Genomic DNA, 17629 nt, shown 5'->3' with positions numbered 1-17629 from the left:
TATCCGCCAGCCTTGACGGCCACGATTCGATGCGCGGCGAACTATGCCTGCGGCGCGTCCGGGTTGCCTGCCGCCGCCAGCAGCGCGGCATAGCCGAGCCGCGAGTCCGGCCATTGCAGGGTGAAGCCGCTGGCGCGCAGGCGGGCGTTGCTCAGCTTCTTGCTGCCGACGTTGGCCGGTGCCGGCGCCTCGCGCGGCGCGGGGGCGCCGATCAGCCTGGCAAGGTCGGCATAGAGCTCGTGCAGGGGCAGCGGCGTATCGTCGCAGCCTATGTAGACAGGCGCGACGTCGGGCAGCAGCGCCAGATGGACCACTGCCCCCGCCGCGTCGTCGATGTGGATGCGGTTGGCCCAGTGTTCGGGAGCGGTCGGCGCGCCTGCCGCGCCTTGGCGCAGGCGTTCGATCAAGTGCAGGCGTCCGGGGCCGTAGAGGCCCGCCAGGCGCAAGGCGGTCGAGGGCAGGCCGCGGGCCGCCAGCGCGGCTTCGGCCTCGAGCAGGATGCGGCCATTGACGCCCAGCGGCGCGGGCGGCGTGTCTTCGTCGACCCAGCCGCCTTCGTGTTCGCCGTAGACCGCGCTGGACGAGATGAACACGACGCGCTTGAGCTGTGTGGCGTCCAGCGCGTCTAGCACGTGTTTCAGGCCATCGACGAACACCGCGCGGTAGGCGGCGGCTTCGCGCGCGCCGGGCGCGGGCAGGTGGATGAGCCGCGTGACACCCGGGGGCAGGGCGGGCAGCCCGTCGGCGCGGGAGATGTCGCCCCGCAGCCAGCGGATGCCGTCCGCATCCCCGACCGGTGGATTGCGGCGCAGCGCGTAGACTTCGTCGCCGCGCGCCAGGAAACGCCGGGCCGCGCGCTGACCCAGGTCGCCGCAGCCGATAAGGAGTACGCGTTCGGTCATGGAGAGTTCTGCCTGTCGAAAAAAAAGCGCCCCGCGGGGCGCCTTCGGTGGCCGGGCGCGGGCGTCCGGTAGCGTTACATGCCGCTGTACACGGGCCCTTCGCCGCCTTGCGGGGCCACCCAGACGATGTTCTGGGTCGGGTCCTTGATGTCGCAGGTCTTGCAGTGCACGCAGTTCTGCGCGTTGATCTGCAGGCGGTCCTCGCCGTGGTCGTCCTTGACGAATTCGTACACGCCCGCCGGGCAGTAGCGCGATTCCGGGCCGCCATACTTGGCCAGGTTGACCTGCACTGGCACGGACGGATCCTTCAGCGTCAGGTGGACGGGTTCGTTCTCGTCATGGTTGGTGTTCGAGATGAACACCGAGCTGAGCTTGTCGAAGGTCAGTTTGCCGTCGGGCTTGGGGTAGTCGATGCGCGCGCATTGCGATGCGGGTTGCAGACAGGCGTGGTCGGGCTTGTTGTGGCGCAGGGTCCAGGGCATCTTGCCCTTGAGCAGCAGCTGTTCGACGCCGGTCATCACGGTGGCGATGGTGCGGCCCTTCTTGAACCACTGCTTGAAGTTGCGCGCCTTGTTCAGTTCCGCATGCAGCCAGGAAGACTCGAAGGCCGCGGGGTAGGCGGCCAACTCGTCCTGGCGGCGGTCAGCGACCAGCGCGTCGAACGCGGCTTCGGCGGCCAGCTTGCCGGACTTGATGGCGGCGTGGCTGCCCTTGATGCGCGAGGCGTTGAGGAAACCGGCTTCGCAGCCGACCAGCACGCCGCCCGGGAAAGTCAGCTTGGGCAGGGCCAGCAGGCCGCCCGCGGTGATGGCGCGCGCGCCGTAGGCGATGCGCTTGCCGCCTTCAAAGGTGCCGCGGATGGCGGGGTGCGTCTTGTAGCGCTGGAATTCGTCGAATGGCGACAACCAGGGGTTGGCGTAGTCCAGGCCCACGATCATGCCCACCGCCACCAGGTTGTTGTCCAGGTGATAGAGGAAGGAGCCGCCGTAGGTGTCGGCGTCCAGCGGCCAGCCGGCGGTGTGGATCACCAGGCCGGGCTTGGATTGGGCCGGATCGACTTCCCACATTTCCTTGATGCCGATGCCGTAGGACTGAGGATTGCGGCCGTCGTCCAGCTTATAGCGTTCGATCAGCTGGCGGCCCAACTGGCCGCGCGCGCCTTCGGCGAACACGGTGTAGCGGGCGTGCAGCTCCATGCCGGGCTGGTAATGGTCGGTGTGCGAACCGTCGCGGGCCACGCCCATGTCGCCGGTGGCCACGCCGCGGACCGCGCCGTTTTCGTCGTACAGCACTTCCACGGCTGCGAAGCCCGGGAAGATGTCCACGCCCAGGGCCTCGGCCTGCTCGCCCATCCACTTCACGACATCGCCCAGACGGACGATGTAGTTGCCTTCGTTGTGGAAACAGGGCGGCAGCAGCCAGTTGGGCGTGGTGCGCGCGCCGGTCTCGGACAGGAACATGAACTTGTCATGCGTGACGGGCACGTTCAGGGGCGCGCCTTTTTCCTTCCAGTCGGGGATGAGCTCGGTCAGCGCCAGCGGGTCCATGACGGCGCCGGACAGGATGTGTGCACCCAGTTCCGCGCCCTTTTCAAGTACGCAGACGCCGATTTCCTGATTCTTCTCAGCGGCCAACTGCTTAAGACGGATAGCAGTGGCCAGGCCGGCGGGTCCACCGCCAACCACGACCACGTCATATTCCATCGACTCGCGTTCAGACATTGCAAAGCTCCCCGTATGTATTCCATATATGGCTGGAAGTATTATCGGCGATTGTATTGCAGGCGGAGGCCATGGTTGCCTTCGTATTTCTTTTAGCCATCAGGAGTAATTGGTGAACGCGGACAAAACCTCAGCGCGGATCCTGGCCGTGGGAGATACCCATCAAGTCGAACTGCCTTTGCGGTGGGGCGACTCGGACGCTCTGAATCATCTGAACAATGCGATGTATTTCCGCCTCATGGAAGAGGCCCGGATACAGATACTTTATGGCGCGGGTTTCGCGCTCCCCGCAGATCAGGGGCTCATCCTGGCGCATGCGTCCTGCGATTTTCTGCGGCCGCTGACCTATCCCGCCAATGTGCTCGTGACGCACAAGCTCATGCGCATAGGCCGGTCCAGCGCCGAATTCGAATTGCTGCTGGAGAAGGCGGGCGACGAAGGCGGTCCGTATGCCCGCGCGCGCAACGTGCTAGTCTGGATGGACTATGTGGTCAATGCGTCCGCCCCGTGGCCGCAAGAGGTGCTGTCCAAGCTGGGCGCCATGTTCAAGCCCGGGGCTTGAATCGGCGCCGGCCAAAATAGCGCGTGCGTTGGCCGGCCATGCCGGTAAAATCAGCGCAAAATCAAAAAAGCAATAAGGGCGCGCCACCCTAGGCGCCAGCCGCACAGGACTCCGTACGGTGTTGCTGGGACCGGCGCCGGCAGCCGCGCCCTCTTCAAGTTCGACCTTAACTAGGAGTTGGAGCGATGGACAAGGTTTTTGCAAGCGCCCAGGAGGCGCTGGCAGGCATCGTCAAGGACGGCCAGATGATTGCCGTGGGCGGTTTCGGCCTTTGCGGCATTCCCGAGGCACTGATTGCCGCGCTGCGCGATTCGGGCGTGAAGGATCTCACTTGCATCAGCAATAACGCGGGCGTCGACGGCTTTGGCCTGGGCCAGCTGCTCAATACGCGCCAGGTCCGCAAGATGATTGCGTCCTACGTGGGCGAGAACAAGGAATTCGAGCGCCAGTACCTGTCCGGCGAACTCGAGCTGGAGTTCACTCCCCAGGGCACGCTGGCCGAGAAGCTGCGCGCCGGCGGCGCCGGCATCCCGGCCTTCTTCACCCGCACCGGCGTGGGCACCATCGTCGCCGACGGCAAGGAAATCCGCGAGTTCGACGGCCAGCAGTACGTGATGGAGCGTTCGCTGGTGCCGGACGTGTCGCTGGTCAAGGCGCACATCGCCGACCGCAGCGGCAACCTGGTGTTCCGCAAGACCGCCCGCAACTTCAATCCGAACGTCGCCATGGCGGGCAAGTTCACGGTGGTCGAAGTCGAGGAAATCGTTGACACCGGCAGCCTGGATCCCGATCAGATCCATCTGCCCGGCATCTATGTGCATCGGATCGTGCTGAATGCAACGCCCGAAAAGCGCATCGAACAACGCACCACTCGCCCGGCCTAAGGAGAACAGACATGGCATGGTCCCGCGATGAAATGGCGGCACGCGCCGCGCGCGAGCTGCAAGACGGCTTTTATGTGAACCTGGGCATCGGCTTGCCGACCCTGGTGGCCAACCACGTGCCCAAGGGCATGGAAGTGTGGCTGCAATCCGAGAACGGCCTGCTGGGCATCGGCCCGTTCCCCACCGACGATGAAGTCGACGCCGACCTCATCAACGCAGGCAAGCAGACGGTCACGACCTTGCCCGGCTCCTCGATCTTCTCGTCGGCGGATTCGTTCGCGATGATCCGCGGCGGCAAGATCAACCTGGCCATTCTTGGCGCCATGCAGGTGTCCGAAAAGGGCGACCTGGCCAACTGGATGATTCCGGGCAAGATGGTCAAGGGCATGGGCGGCGCCATGGATCTGGTGGCGGGCGTGGGCCGCGTCGTGGTCCTGATGGAGCACGTGGCCAAGAAAAAGGACGGCACCGAGGACATCAAGCTGCTGTCCGAATGCAACCTGCCGCTGACGGGCGTGGGGGTGGTCGACCTGATCATCACCGACCTGGGCGTGATGGAAGTCACCGAAAACGGCCTCAAGCTGCTGGAAACGGCGCCGGGCGTGACGGTGGACGAGATCAAGTCCAAGACCCAGGCCAAGCTGGACGTGTCGGCAGTCAAGTAATCCTTGCGCCGCACCCATGAAAACGCCCCTCCGGGGCGTTTTTTCATGCCGTTTCGTCGAGCCGCATCCCCACATGCGGGATGCCGTCCTCGATGTACTCCTCGGTGACCTGCACGAAGCCGTGGCCGCCGTAGTAGTTGCGCAGTCGGGCCTGCGCGCCCAGGTACATGGCGCGGCCGGGCCAGCGCAGGCGTACTTCCTGCATCGCGTGGCGGATCAGCTCGTGGCCCAGGCCCTGGCCGCGGGTCCAGGGGGCGGTGATGACGCGTCCGATCTCGATCTGGCCGTCCTTCAGCGACGGATCCAGGATGCGGCAATAGGCGGCGAGCTTGCCGTCCTGCCAGGCCATCAGGTGCGAGGTCTGCCCGATCAGATCCTTGCCATCCATGTCCTGGAAGATGCAATTCTGTTCAATGACAAAGACTTCCGTGCGCAACCGCAGGATCGCGTAGATCTCGGTCACGGTCAGTTCCTGGTGCGGCTTGCAGATCCAATCGGGCATAGCGTCAATCCGGTGTGGCGGGGTGGGGGCCATTAGGGCGGGCCTTAGCGTACCTCAAACCGACCCCGTTTTATTCGATGCACTGTTACATGTTTTCACGGGTATACCCTTAGTATGAAAATCTATTTTCTTCTCTAAAATTTGTTTGTAAACAGATTTACATAAACTCCCGCTACATCTCCCCCCTCGATGACCAAGGCCGCACTCACGATTGCTGACCGGATCGCCCGGGCCCAGCCCGCGCTGAGCCGTACTCAGCACAAGATGGCCGAGTACGTGCTGGCGCACCAGTTCCGCGCCGCCACCATGACCATCGATGAGTTCGCCGCGGCGGTGGGAGTGTCGGTGGCGACGGCCAACCGCTTCGCGCGCGCCCTGGACCTGCCGGGCTATCCGCAGTTCCGCGCCGAACTCGCGCGCGGCTTCGAGGCGGCGCTGGAGCCGGTGGAAAAGCTGCGCACAGAGCTGGCGCATTCCGCCAGCGCCGTGCAGATCTTCGCCGCCACGCTGGAAGAAGACATCCGCAATGCCCAGCGCAACCTGCAGTCGCTGGACGCCGCCGCCTGCGAGCAGGCAGTGGAGGCCATCCTGGCCGCCGACCGCGTTTTCATCATCGGTTTCGGCGCCAGCGGCTTCCTGGCCGGCCTCCTGCAGCGCGGCCTGTGCATGCATCTGCATTCCGTCGAATCGCTGGCCGGTCCCGGCGGCGTGTCGCACGCGGCGCGCCAGATGGCGCGCATGACGTCCAAGGACCTGGTGATCGCCATCGGCTTTCCCCGCTACCTGGCCGACACGGTGACGTTGGCCGGCGCCGCCAAGCAGGCCGGCGTGCCGGTGCTGGTGCTGACCGACAAGCCCACCTCGCCGCTGGCGCCCACGGCTTCCGTGTTGCTGTATGCGTATTCCGCGCGCCAGCTGATTCCCAATTCCGAAACCGCTGCGCTGGGGCTGATCGAAGCCCTGTCGGCCGCGGTGGCCTATCGGGCCAAGAATTCCGTCGCGGCCGCCGCTGGGGTGACCCAGTCCGTGATGCCGTGGCTCATCCATGGAGTAGGTAAACGATGATTCAACCCGTGATTGCGATTCACGGTGGCGCCGGCGCGATGTCCCGCGCGGCCATGTCGCCCGAGAAAGAACAGGAGTACCTGAGCGCGCTGGAATCCATCCTGACCGCCGGCCAGGCCGTGCTGGCCCGTGGCGGCAGCGCCCTGGACGCCGTGACCGAAGCCGTCCGCCTGCTGGAAGACTGTCCGCTGTTCAACGCCGGCCATGGCGCCGTGTTCACCAGCGCCGCCACCCACGAACTGGACGCCGCCATCATGGACGGCGCCACGCTGCGCTCGGGCGCGATCGCCGGCGTGCACCGCGTGCGCAACCCGATCTTCGCCGCGCGCAAGGTCATGGAAAACAGCAAGCACGTGTTCTTCGTGGGCGAGGGCGCCGAAGCCTTCGCCAAGGAAGAAGGCGTGGAACTGGTCGATCCCTCCTACTTCTCCACCGAAGCCCGCCGCGAACAGCTGCTGCGCGTGCAGCGCGAAACGCCGGAAGCGGCGGTGCTGGACCATGACGGCCAGGCGCTGGTCGCGCGCGGCCAGCCCGCACCGGCCGATCCGCTGGACTCGGACAAGAAGTTCGGCACCGTGGGCGCGGTGGCGGTGGACGCCCAGGGCAACCTGGCCGCGGCCACTTCGACCGGCGGCATCACCAACAAGCAGGTCGGCCGCGTGGGCGACGCGCCGCTGATCGGCGCCGGCACCTATGCCAGCAACAAGACCTGCGCGGTGTCCACCACGGGCACCGGCGAAATGTTCATCCGCATGGTCGCCGCCTATGACGTGGCGGCGCAGATGGAATATTGCGGCGCGTCGCTGGAAGCGGCCGCCGACCGCGTCGTGCATGAAAAGCTGCCCACCATCGATGGCAAGGGCGGCCTGGTGGCCGTCGACGCCCAGGGCAATGTGGCCTTGCCGTTCAACACGGAAGGCATGTATCGGGGTTACGCCCGCGTCGGCGAGAAGCCGGTCACCGCTATCTACCGATAAGCGGCGGTGGGTTCGTTTTTTCAGTATTTGGGGAATCAAAAGAGATGGTTGATCGCGCAAACAGCCTGGCGCTGCCGGAAAACCGCGTGGTCCAGGTCGACGACCTGACGGTGCGCTTCGTGGGATCGGAGCGCACGGTCGAAGCCGTGCGCAATCTGTCGTTCCATGTGGACCGGGGCGAGACCCTGGCCATCGTGGGCGAATCGGGTTCGGGCAAATCGGTGACGTCCCTGGCGCTCATGCGTCTGGTGGAGCACGGCGGGGGGCGCATCGCCCAGGGCAGCATGGCCCTGCGGCGGCGCAACGGTTCCGTGATCGACCTGGTCGGATCCAGCCAACGCGAAATGCGCAGTGTGCGCGGCGCGGACATGGCCATGATCTTCCAGGAGCCGATGACCTCCCTGAATCCGGTCTTCACCGCCGGCGACCAGATCGCCGAATCGATCCGCCAGCACCAGGGCAAGGACGCCGCGGCCGCGCGCGCCGAGGCGCTGCGCATGCTGGAGCAGGTCCGTATTCCGGAAGCCAAGTCGGTGCTGGACCGCTACCCGCACCAACTGTCGGGCGGCATGCGCCAGCGCGTGATGATCGCCATGGCGCTGGCCTGCAAGCCGGCGCTGCTGATCGCCGACGAACCCACCACCGCGCTGGACGTCACCATCCAGGCGCAGATCCTGCAACTGATCCGCCAGCTGCAGGAAGAAATGCACATGGGCGTGGTGTTCATCACCCACGACATGGGCGTGGTCGCGGAAGTGGCCGACCGCGTGCTGGTCATGTACCGCGGCGACAAGGTCGAGGAAGGCCCGTCCGAGCAGGTATTCGCCTCGCCGCAGCACCGCTACACCAAGGCGCTGCTGTCGGCCGTGCCGAAGCTGGGCGCCATGCAGGGCACGGACCTGCCCGCGCGTTTCCCGCTGCTGCAGGCCGAAGGCCAGGCTCAGCCCGAGGCCGCTCCGGTCAGCGCGCCCGCCGCGCCGGACGCCAAGCGCGAGCCTATCCTGAGCGTGCGCAAGCTAGTCACCCGCTTCGATCTGCGCGGCGGCATCATGAGCCGCGTGCAGCGCCGCGTGCATGCGGTGGAGCAGGTCAGCTTCGACCTGTTCCCCGGCGAAACGCTGTCGCTGGTGGGCGAGTCCGGTTGCGGCAAGTCCACCACCGGCCGCTCGCTGTTGCGCCTGGTCGACAGCCAGGGCGGCGAGATCCGCTTCGGCGGCCGCGACATCGTGCGCCTGAAGAACACCGAACTGCAATCCCTGCGCCGCGACATCCAGTTCGTGTTCCAGGACCCGTTCGCCTCGCTGGATCCGCGCGTGACGGTCGGCTTTTCCATCATGGAGCCGCTGCTGGTGCACGGCGTGGCCCGTGGCCGCGATGCCGAGCGCCGCGTGGCCGAACTGCTGGAACGCGTGGGCCTGCCGGCGGAAATGGCGCAGCGCTATCCGCACGAATTTTCGGGCGGCCAGCGCCAGCGCATCTGCATTGCGCGCGCCCTGGCTTTGAACCCCAAGGTCGTGATCGCGGACGAATCCGTGTCGGCGCTGGACGTGTCGATCCAGGCGCAGATCGTGAACCTGCTGATCGACCTGCAGCGCGACATGGGCATTTCCTTCCTGTTCATTTCGCATGACATGGCCGTGGTCGAGCGCGTCAGCCACCGCGTTGCCGTGATGTACCTGGGCCAGATCGTGGAGATCGGGCCGCGCCGCGCCATTTTCGAGAATCCGCAGCACCCTTACACCAAGAAGCTGATGTCCGCCGTGCCGATCGCCGATCCGGCCCGCCGCCACATGAAGCGCACGCTGTTGTCCGACGAAATCCCCAGCCCCATCCGCAAGCTCGGCGACGAGCCCGTGGTGCAGCCGCTGGTGCAGGTCGGAACGGATCACTTCGTCGCCCGGCATCCGGTCGGCGGAGCGTATTGAGTCAGTTGTCGTACTTGTTTTTCTTCCACCAAACCCCCTAATTCCTTTTTGGAACCAGGAGTTGCAATGATGAAAGTTCTGCGCCCCACCAAACTGATGGCCGCCGCTGCGCTGGCCTTCGGCGTGATCGCGTCGCCGCTGGCGCATGCCGCCAAGGACGTGACGTTCGCCGTCTCCATCGCGCTGGAAACGCTCGATCCGTACAACACCAACAGCACGCTGAACCAGGCGGCCGGCAAGGCCTACTATGAAGGCCTGTTCGAGTTCGACAAGGACCTGAAGGTCCAGAAGGTCCTGGCCACCGACTACACCGTCAGCGAAGACGGCCTGGTCTACACCTTCAAGCTGCGTCCCGGCGTGAAGTTCCATGACGGCACCGATTTCAACGCCGAAGCCGTCAAGATCAACTTCGACCGTCCGGCCAATCCGGACAACCGCCTGTCGCGCTACATCCAGTTCAGCGTCATCGACAAGACCGAAGTGGTCGACCCGATGACCATCAAGATCACGCTGAAGAAGCCGTTCTCGGCCTTCATCAACGCGCTGGCCCACCCGGCCGCCATGATGATCTCGCCCGCCGCGCTGGCCAAGTACGGCAAGGAAATCGGCTTCCACCCCGTGGGCACCGGTCCCTTCGAATTCGTCGAATGGAAGCCGGCCGAATACCTGAAGGTCAAGAAGTTCGACGGCTACTGGAAGAAGGGCTACCCCAAGGTCGACACCCTGACCTTCCGTACCGTGACGGACAACAACACCCGCGCCGCCGTGGTGCAGACGGGTGAAGCGCAGTTCGCCTTCCCGGTGCCGTTCGAGCAGGCCGCCGTGCTGAAGAAGAACGACAAGCTGGACGTGGTCGATCACCACAACTCGATCATGGCGCGCTACCTGTCGATGAACACGCAGCAAAAGCCGTTCGACAACGTCAAGGTGCGTGAAGCCATCAACTACGCCATCAACAAGGAAGCCCTGGCCAAGGTCGCTTTCTCGGGCTATGCCACCATCGTCGACGGCGTCGTGCCGCAAGGCGTGGACTACGCGCACAAGACCGGCCCGTGGCCGTACGACATCAAGAAGGCCAAGGCCCTGCTGGCCGAAGCCGGCTACCCCAACGGCTTCGAAAGCCAGCTGTGGTCCGCCTATAACGACGGCACCTCGGTGAAGGTGGTGCAGTTCCTGCAGCAGCAACTGGCGCAAGTCGGCATCAAGGTGTCGGTCGAAGTGCTGGAATCGGGCCAGCGTGTGCAGCGCGTCCAACAGGTGCAGAAGCCTGAAGACGCCAAGGTCCGCATGTACTACGCCGGCTGGTCGTCCTCGACCGGCGAAGCCGACTGGGGCCTGCGTCCGCTGCTGACCACCGCCGCGTTCCCGCCGGTGCTCAACAACGTGTCGTACTACTCGAACAAGTCGGTGGACGATGGCATCCAGCAAGCCCTGGCCACGACCGACCGCGCCAAGAAGACCGAAATCTACAAGAACGTTCAGGAAACCATCTGGAAGGACGCCCCGTGGGCCTTCCTGGTGACCCAGAACAACCTGTACGTGAAGTCGAAGAACCTGTCGGGCGTGTACGTTGAGCCGGACACCTCGTTCTGGTTCGGCGACATCGATCTGAAGCAGTAAATCTGGCAGTAACTCTCGGGGCCTAGTCGCCCCTGTAAGGCCACATACGGCGGGGGCGCGGTGTCCCCGCCGATGTTGCAGGAATTTCAATGCTGACCTACATCGTCAAACGTCTTTTGGGCATGATCCCCACGCTGCTGCTGGTAGCCGTGGTCGTGTTCCTGTTTGTGCACATGCTTCCGGGCGACCCGGCGCGACTGGCCGCGGGCCAGGAGGCCGACCAGCAGACCGTCGAGCTCGTGCGCAAGGAACTGGGACTGGATCTGCCGCTGCCGCAGCAGTTCGTGCGCTATTTCAGCCACATGCTGCAAGGCGACCTGGGTACCTCCTTGCGTACCAAGCGCCCCGTCTCGACCGAAATCGCCGACCGTTTCATGCCTACCCTGTGGCTCACGCTCGCCAGCATGGTGTGGTCAGTGACCTTCGGCATGATCATCGGGATCGTGTCGGCGGTATGGCGCAATCGCTGGCCCGACCGTCTCGGCATGACGCTGGCGGTGTCCGGCATCTCGTTCCCCGCGTTCGCGCTGGGCATGATGCTGATGCAGGTCTTCTCCGTGAATCTGGGTTGGCTGCCTACCGTGGGCGCCTCGACCTGGCAACACTACATACTTCCGTCCATCACGCTGGGCGCCGCCGTGGCGGCCGTGATGGCGCGCTTTACCCGGGCTTCCTTCGTGGAAGTCATCCAGGAAGACTTCGTGCGGACCGCCCGCGCCAAGGGCCTGACCGAGCGCCGCGTCGTGATCAAGCATGCGCTGCGCAATGCGCTGATTCCCGTCGTCACGATGATGGGCCTGCAGTTCGGCTTCCTGCTGGGCGGCTCCATCGTGGTCGAGACCGTGTTCAACTGGCCCGGCCTCGGCCGCCTGCTGGTGGACGCCGTGACCCAGCGCGACTATCCGGTGATCCAGGGCCTGGTGCTGCTGTTCTCGCTGGAATTCATCCTGATCAACCTGATTGTCGACGTGCTCTATGGCGTCATCAATCCCAGCATCCGTTACAAGTGAGGCGGCCATGAGCAATACGACACCCGCCACGACCATCGCCGCCGCTCCCAAGAACGACGTGCGCACCCCCGCCACCGAGTTCTGGCGCAAATTCAAGAAGCAGAAGCTCGCCGTCGGCGCGGGCATCTTCGTCCTGCTGCTCGTCGTCGTCGCGGTCTTCGCGCCGTGGATCGTGCCGTTCGACCCGGAGAACTTCTTCGACTACGACGCCCTGAACGCCGGACCTTCCACCACCCACTGGCTGGGCGTGGACTCGCTGGGCCGCGACATCTTCAGCCGCATCATCATGGGCGCGCGCATCTCCTTGGCCGCAGGCTTCCTGTCCGTCGCCATGGGCGCCGTCGTCGGCACTTTCATGGGCCTGATGGCGGGCTACTACGAAGGCTGGTGGGAACGCATCACGATGCGCATCTCCGACGTGCTGCTGGCGTTCCCCGGCATGCTGCTGGCCATCGGCGTGGTCGCCATCCTGGGTTCCAGCATGGTCAACGTGATCGTGGCCGTGGCCGTGTTCAGCGTGCCGGCGTTTGCCCGCCTGGTGCGCGGCAACACGCTGTCGATCAAGCAGATGACCTACGTCGAAGCGGTCAAGAGCGTGGGCGCGTCCGACTGGACCATCATCATGCGCCACATCCTGCCCGGCACGATCTCGCCGATCGTGGTCTACGGCACGATGCGCATCGGCACCTCGATCATCACCGCGGCCAGCCTGTCGTTCCTGGGCATGGGCGCTTCGCCCCCCACGCCGGAGTGGGGCGCGATGCTGAACGAAGCGCGCGCCGACATGGTGATCGCGCCGCACGTGGCAATCTTCCCGGCGCTGGCGATCTTCTTCACGGTGCTCGCGTTCAACCTGCTGGGCGACGGCCTGCGCGACGCGCTCGATCCCAAGATCGACCGCAAGTAATCCTGCCGCCGGCCCTCCCCGGAGGGCCGGCGTGGAGGGCGAATCTTTGCGCCGTCGCCCCAGGGCGGCGGCGTTTTACATTCAGGAGCGTGGCGACACGCAGCGAACATGGACAAACAAGCGCTGGACATCCCCCGCATCGGCGTACTGCCATCGGGACCGCTGGATTCGATCTGCGACGTGGGCGAGGTCGCCGTCGGCCACCGTACGCTGGCCGAAGGCCCGCTGCAGACCGGCGTAACCGTGGTGCGTCCGCATGCCGGCGATCCCTATCTGGATAAGGTGCCGGCTGCCGCCACCGTGCTGAACGGCTTCGGCAAGAGCACCGGCCTGGTTCAGGTGCAGGAGCTGGGCGTGCTGGAAACGCCCATTGCGCTGACCAATACGTTTGGCGTGGGTACGGTGGCCAATGCGCAGATCCGCGCCGCGGTCGCCGCGAACCCTGGCATTGGTCGCGGCATGGCAACCGTCAATCCGCTGGTCTTCGAATGCAACGATGGCTATCTGAACGATATCCAGGCGCTGGCGGTGCAGGAATCGCACTACGCCGAGGCGCTGGCCGCCGCGGGCAAGCCGTTCGAGCAGGGCGCCGTCGGCGCGGGCCGGGGCATGTCCTGCTTCTCGTTCAAGGGCGGCATCGGCTCGGCCTCGCGCCTGGCATCCATTCAGGCCGGACCGCAATACACGGTTGGCGCGTTGGTGCTGGCGAACTTCGGCCGCCTGCCCAACCTGACCGTGGCGGGCAGGCCCTTCGGCCGCCGGCTGGCGCAGCAACTGGACAGCAGCCTCGCCCAGGCGGGCGAGAACGCCGCCATCGTGCCCGAGAAGGGTTCCATCATCCTGCTGCTGGCGACCGATGCGCCGCTGGACTCGCGCCAGTTGCGCCGCCTGTCGCTGCGGGCCGGGGCGGGGCTGGCCCGCACCGGTTCGGTGTATGGCCATGGCAGCGGCGACATCGCGCTGGCGTTTTCCACCGCCTATACGGTGCCGCAACTACCCGAGCAGCCCATGCCGGCGGTGGCGATGCTGCACGAGGCCCGCATCGATCCCTTGTTCGAAGCCGCCGCCGAAGCCTGCGAACAGGCCATCATTTCCGCGCTATGGCATGCCGAAGGCGTGACGGGGCGCGACGGCAACCACCGCGCCGCGATCCGCGACGCGGCGCCGCAGTGGCGCCAGTGGCTGTCCGAAACCGAATTCTGAAATCCTCCGAGGCTGATCCCATGAAGATCCTGATTTCCACCGATATCGAAGGCGTCGCCGGCGTCTTTCATTCCGAACAAGTCCGCGCCGGCAACGGCGAATACGAGCGCGCCCGCGCCTGGATGACCGCCGAGGCCAACGCGGCCGTGCAAGGCGCGATCGCTGGCGGCGCCGAAGAGATCCTGGTCAACGATTCGCACGGCGGCTTTCGCAACCTGCTGCCTGACGGCCTGGACGAGCGCGCCCGCCTGGTGCTGGGCAAGCCGCGCTACCTCGGCATGATGGGCGGCCTGGAAGAGGGCTGCGACGCCGTCTTCATGATCGGCTACCACTCGCGTTCGCAGGGCCGCGGCATCCTGGCCCACACCATCAACAGCTTCGCCTTCGCCCGCGTGCTCATCAACGGCATGGAGCTGGGCGAGGCCGGCCTGTACGGCGCGCTGGCGGGCGAGTTGGGCGTGCCCGTCATCCTGGGCACCGGCGACGATGCCTTCATCGAGGAGACCCGCGATACCTTCCCGGGCGCCGAATGGGTGCAGACCAAGGTGGCCCATGGGCAGGGCAGCGGCGTGACCCTGTCGCCGGCCGCGTCGCGCCGCGCGATCGCCGCCGCTGCGGAAACCGCCGTGCGCAATCTGAAGAAAGGCGCGGCAGTTCCTTTCCGCATTCCCGCCCCTATAGAATGCCGGTTGCAGACGCAGAGCTCGGCCCTGGCCGACCTGTTCTGCATGTGGCCCACGCTGGAACGCGTGGACGGCGTGACCTTGCGATTCACCACGGATAGCATGCAGTCCGCCGTCCGCACGCTGAACAGCCTGGCCGCCATGTCTTTCATGTTGCGCTAAGGATCCCATCCCCCATGTCTAGCACCGACGCCCGTATTGCCCAATTGCGGCAGGCCATGAGCCGCCGCGGCCTGTCCGCCTATGTCGTTCCGTCCTCGGACCCGCACCTGTCCGAATACCTGCCCGCGCGCTGGCAGGGACGGCGCTGGTTGTCCGGCTTCACGGGCTCGGTCGGCACGCTGGTGGTCACGGCCGATTTCGCCGGCCTGTGGGTGGACAGCCGCTACTGGGTGCAGGCCGAAGCCCAGTTGGCCGGCACCTGCGTGCAGTTGATGAAGATCGCGCTGGCCACGACGCCGGGCCATGTGGACTGGCTGGCGGCCAATGCCAAGGCGGGCGAGGTCATCGGGGTGGACGGACAGGTGCTGGGCCTGGGCGCTTTCCGCGCCCTGTCGGCGGCTGCGGCCTCGGCCGGCGCCGTCCTGGAAATCCGCGAGGATCTGCTGGAAGACATTTGGCAGGAGCGCGCCGGGCTGCCTGGCGCCGCCATCTATGAACACGTGGCGCCTGAAGCCTGCGTGACCCGTGCCGACAAGCTGGCGCAGGTGCGCGCCGCCATGCGCACGCATGGCGCCGACGTGCATTTCATCAGCACGCTGGACGATATCGCCTGGCTCTTCAATCTGCGCGGCGCGGACGTGGACTACAACCCGGTGTTCGTCGGCCACGCGCTGATCGGACTGGACCATGCCACGTTGTTCGTGGCTGACGGCAAGATCGACGACGCCCTGCGCGCCGTGCTGGCGGCCGACGGCGTGGAAGTGGCCGCTTATGCCCAGGCCGCCGATGCGCTGGCCTCGCTGGAACTCGATCAGAAGCTGTTGATCGATCCGGCGCGCGTGACCTGCGGCGTGTTCCATGCGATGGACCCGGCCGTGCCGCGCATCGAAGCCATCAATCCGTCCACGCTGCTGAAGTCGCGCAAGACCGATGCCGAGCTGGCGAACGTGCGTCAGGCCATGGCGCAGGACGGCGCCGCGCTCTGTGAGTTCTTCGCCTGGTTCGAAGGCGCGCTGGGCCATGAAACCATCACCGAACTGACCATCGACGAGCAGATCACCGCTGCTCGTGCGCGCCGGCCGGCCTATGTCTGCCCCAGCTTTGCCACCATCGCCGGCTTCAACGCCAACGGCGCGATGCCGCACTACCGCGCCACCCCGGAATCGCACGCCACCATCGAAGGCGACGGCCTGCTGTTGATCGACTCCGGCGGCCAGTACTTGGGCGGCACGACCGACATCACCCGCGTGGTCGCAGTGGGCTCGCCCAGCGCCGACCAGAAGGTGGACTTCACGCTGGTGCTCAAAGGCATGATCGCGCTGTCGCGCGCCTCGTTCCCGCGCGGCACGCCTTCGCCCATGCTGGACGCCATTGCGCGCGCCCCTATCTGGGAAGGCGGCGCGGAATACGGCCATGGCACGGGCCACGGCGTGGGTTACTTCCTGAACGTGCATGAGGGCCCGCAGGTCATTTCCTACCGCGCCGTGCCGGGTCCGCACACGGCGATGGAGCCAGGCATGATCACCTCCAACGAGCCGGGCATCTACCGCCCGGGCCGCTGGGGCGTGCGCATCGAGAACCTGGTCGCCAACCGCGCCTGGCTGACCTCGGAACTCGGCGAATTCCTGTGCTTCGAAACGCTGACGCTGTGCCCGATCGACACGCGCTGCATCGAGCCGTCGCTGATGCGCGCCGACGAAATCGCCTGGCTCAACGACTATCACAAGACGGTGTACGAACGCCTGTCGCCGCTGGTCGAAGGCGAGGCGCTGGCCTGGCTGGAGCGCCGCACCGCCGCGATCTGAACCGCTGCGTGAGTGCATGAAAAAAGGCCGCGGGCGCAATGCCCGCGGCCTTTTGCTTCGCGCGAAGTCGGGTCAGCTTGCCGGCGTGGCCGTCTTGGCGCGGGGATACAGTGCGAGCCTGCCGATCAGGCAGCCCAAGGCCAGCAGCGCGCCATAGGCCAGCAGCGTCAGGCCGGCGGCCGCATGGGACTCCGCCGCGCGCATCAGTTGTCCCCAGGTCATCGCCCGGACGGCCAGGAATCCCAAACCTATGCCCAGCGCCTGCGCCAGCCAGAAGGCGATGGTGCCGTGGGCGACGGCCCGTCCGAACCGGGCCGCGCCGATCGGGCGCGGCAGGATGTTCAGGCAGACCAGGGTGCATAGCCCCAGCAGGGCCGCAGGCAGGACCAGGTAGCCCAGCGCGTACGCCGTCCAGCCAGCGCCCTGAGCCTGCATCTGCAGGAAACCGCCCAACCAGATCGAAACAGTCAGTTGCCAGACCAGCACGGTCAGCGCGGTAGTCCAGGCGGCATGGCGCCGTTCATAGGCGGGGCCGCCAGCCGGGCCCGCAGGCTGCACGGTCCAGGCGGCAATGCGCACGATGACGCAGATGCCGATGATCTCAAGCACGATGGCCACGAGCTTGGTGATGATGTTCAGGGCCAGAAACTGCCCGATCATGCCGAAGCCGAGCCGTTCCTGCAGCACGTCGCGGTGGTCCATGACGAAGCGCATCAGCGTGTTCTGCAGGAAGGCGATGCCTGCCGCCACGGCCAGGGTGTAAAGCAGAAACAGCGCGATGAAGGTGCCGAACAGCTTGCGGGGCTCGGTCACCGCCTGGGTGTCATGGCGCGCCAGCCAGCCTCGCATGGCTCCCCAGGCGGTCAATCCGGCGATCACCGCGCCCGCGACGATATGGACCAGCAGCGGCGCCAGGAATTGCGGCTGGGTGTACATCTCCTGCATTTGCTCGAACTGGGGCAGGGCCAGCAGGCTGTACGACTGGACCAGCGCCGAGTAAGCCAGCCGCAGGAAAACTGCGGTCAACGCAAGGCGC

16 protein-coding genes are annotated in these 17629 nt (G+C 65.9%); 12 read left to right on the top strand and 4 right to left on the bottom strand.

Annotation, left to right across the window (positions count from 1 at the left end; all coding sequences use genetic code 11):
• Positions 1–41: 41 nt before the first annotated feature.
• Together DXK93_RS20075 and DXK93_RS20070 are read right to left on the bottom strand one after the other, a co-directional pair.
• A complete protein-coding gene (locus tag DXK93_RS20075; protein ID WP_119450958.1) occupies positions 42–902 on the bottom strand; it encodes an NAD-dependent epimerase/dehydratase family protein in 861 nt (286 codons plus the stop codon).
• 74 nt (positions 903–976) lie between these two features.
• Positions 977–2623 (bottom strand): electron transfer flavoprotein-ubiquinone oxidoreductase, encoded by a 1647-nt coding sequence (locus tag DXK93_RS20070; protein WP_054450691.1) that lies wholly within the window; start codon positions 2621–2623, stop codon positions 977–979.
• 112 nt (positions 2624–2735) lie between these two features.
• Here DXK93_RS20070 and DXK93_RS20065 point away from each other — a divergent pair, with 112 nt between their 5' ends.
• The 3 genes from DXK93_RS20065 (at position 2736) to DXK93_RS20055 (ending at position 4734) form a co-directional block, all read left to right on the top strand.
• Entirely contained in the window at positions 2736–3185 is a 450-nt protein-coding gene (locus tag DXK93_RS20065) for a thioesterase family protein (protein ID WP_119450957.1), read from the top strand.
• A gap of 185 nt (positions 3186–3370) precedes the next feature.
• Positions 3371–4069, top strand: a complete 699-nt coding sequence (locus tag DXK93_RS20060; RefSeq protein ID WP_025137174.1) for a CoA transferase subunit A — start codon at positions 3371–3373, stop codon at positions 4067–4069.
• 11 nt (positions 4070–4080) lie between these two features.
• Positions 4081–4734, top strand: a complete 654-nt coding sequence (locus tag DXK93_RS20055; RefSeq protein ID WP_054450695.1) for a CoA transferase subunit B — start codon at positions 4081–4083, stop codon at positions 4732–4734.
• Positions 4735–4777: 43 nt separating this feature from the next.
• Here the strand turns inward: DXK93_RS20055 and DXK93_RS20050 are convergent, their stop codons facing one another.
• Entirely contained in the window at positions 4778–5236 is a 459-nt protein-coding gene (locus DXK93_RS20050; RefSeq protein WP_054450697.1) for a GNAT family N-acetyltransferase, read from the bottom strand.
• A gap of 189 nt (positions 5237–5425) precedes the next feature.
• On the opposite strand from DXK93_RS20050, the gene DXK93_RS20045 reads away from it, so the two are divergent.
• From DXK93_RS20045 to DXK93_RS20005, 9 genes are all read left to right on the top strand, one after another.
• On the top strand, positions 5426–6301 hold the full coding sequence (locus tag DXK93_RS20045) for a MurR/RpiR family transcriptional regulator (RefSeq protein ID WP_054450699.1): 876 nt from the start codon (positions 5426–5428) through the stop codon (positions 6299–6301).
• A complete protein-coding gene (locus DXK93_RS20040) occupies positions 6298–7278 on the top strand; it encodes an isoaspartyl peptidase/L-asparaginase family protein (protein ID WP_054450701.1) in 981 nt (326 codons plus the stop codon). Before DXK93_RS20045 ends, DXK93_RS20040 begins: the two co-directional genes overlap by 4 nt.
• A gap of 44 nt (positions 7279–7322) precedes the next feature.
• Positions 7323–9203, top strand: coding sequence for a dipeptide ABC transporter ATP-binding protein (locus DXK93_RS20035; RefSeq protein ID WP_054450703.1), 1881 nt, complete (start codon positions 7323–7325; stop codon positions 9201–9203).
• A 66-nt stretch (positions 9204–9269) separates the two neighbouring features.
• Positions 9270–10823 (top strand): glutathione ABC transporter substrate-binding protein GsiB, encoded by a 1554-nt coding sequence (gene gsiB, locus DXK93_RS20030; RefSeq protein WP_119450956.1) that lies wholly within the window; start codon positions 9270–9272, stop codon positions 10821–10823.
• An 89-nt stretch (positions 10824–10912) separates the two neighbouring features.
• Positions 10913–11833 carry a glutathione ABC transporter permease GsiC gene (gsiC, locus tag DXK93_RS20025; protein WP_013392281.1) on the top strand — a complete coding sequence of 307 codons (921 nt, stop codon included), beginning with the start codon at positions 10913–10915 and terminating at the stop codon, positions 11831–11833.
• Positions 11834–11840: 7 nt separating this feature from the next.
• Positions 11841–12740 carry a glutathione ABC transporter permease GsiD gene (gsiD, locus tag DXK93_RS20020; RefSeq protein WP_054450707.1) on the top strand — a complete coding sequence of 300 codons (900 nt, stop codon included), beginning with the start codon at positions 11841–11843 and terminating at the stop codon, positions 12738–12740.
• Between the two features lie 108 nt (positions 12741–12848).
• Positions 12849–13943 carry a P1 family peptidase gene (locus DXK93_RS20015; protein WP_119450955.1) on the top strand — a complete coding sequence of 365 codons (1095 nt, stop codon included), beginning with the start codon at positions 12849–12851 and terminating at the stop codon, positions 13941–13943.
• A 20-nt stretch (positions 13944–13963) separates the two neighbouring features.
• Entirely contained in the window at positions 13964–14788 is an 825-nt protein-coding gene (locus DXK93_RS20010; RefSeq protein ID WP_119450954.1) for a M55 family metallopeptidase, read from the top strand.
• A 14-nt stretch (positions 14789–14802) separates the two neighbouring features.
• Positions 14803–16593, top strand: coding sequence for an aminopeptidase P family protein (locus DXK93_RS20005; protein WP_119450953.1), 1791 nt, complete (start codon positions 14803–14805; stop codon positions 16591–16593).
• Positions 16594–16665: 72 nt separating this feature from the next.
• On the opposite strand, the gene DXK93_RS20000 is transcribed toward DXK93_RS20005, so the two are convergent.
• The gene (locus tag DXK93_RS20000; RefSeq protein ID WP_233564577.1) at positions 16666–17619 is read right to left on the bottom strand and encodes a hypothetical protein; all 954 of its coding nucleotides are present in this window, start codon (positions 17617–17619) and stop codon (positions 16666–16668) included.
• Between the last annotated feature and the right edge of the window lie 10 nt (positions 17620–17629).

The sequence above is a fragment of the Achromobacter sp. K91 genome (assembly GCF_003576205.1).
GTDB classification, from domain to species: Bacteria; Pseudomonadota; Gammaproteobacteria; order Burkholderiales; family Burkholderiaceae_B; genus Achromobacter; species Achromobacter aegrifaciens.
This window is presented reverse-complemented; position numbering and strand designations above follow the sequence as displayed.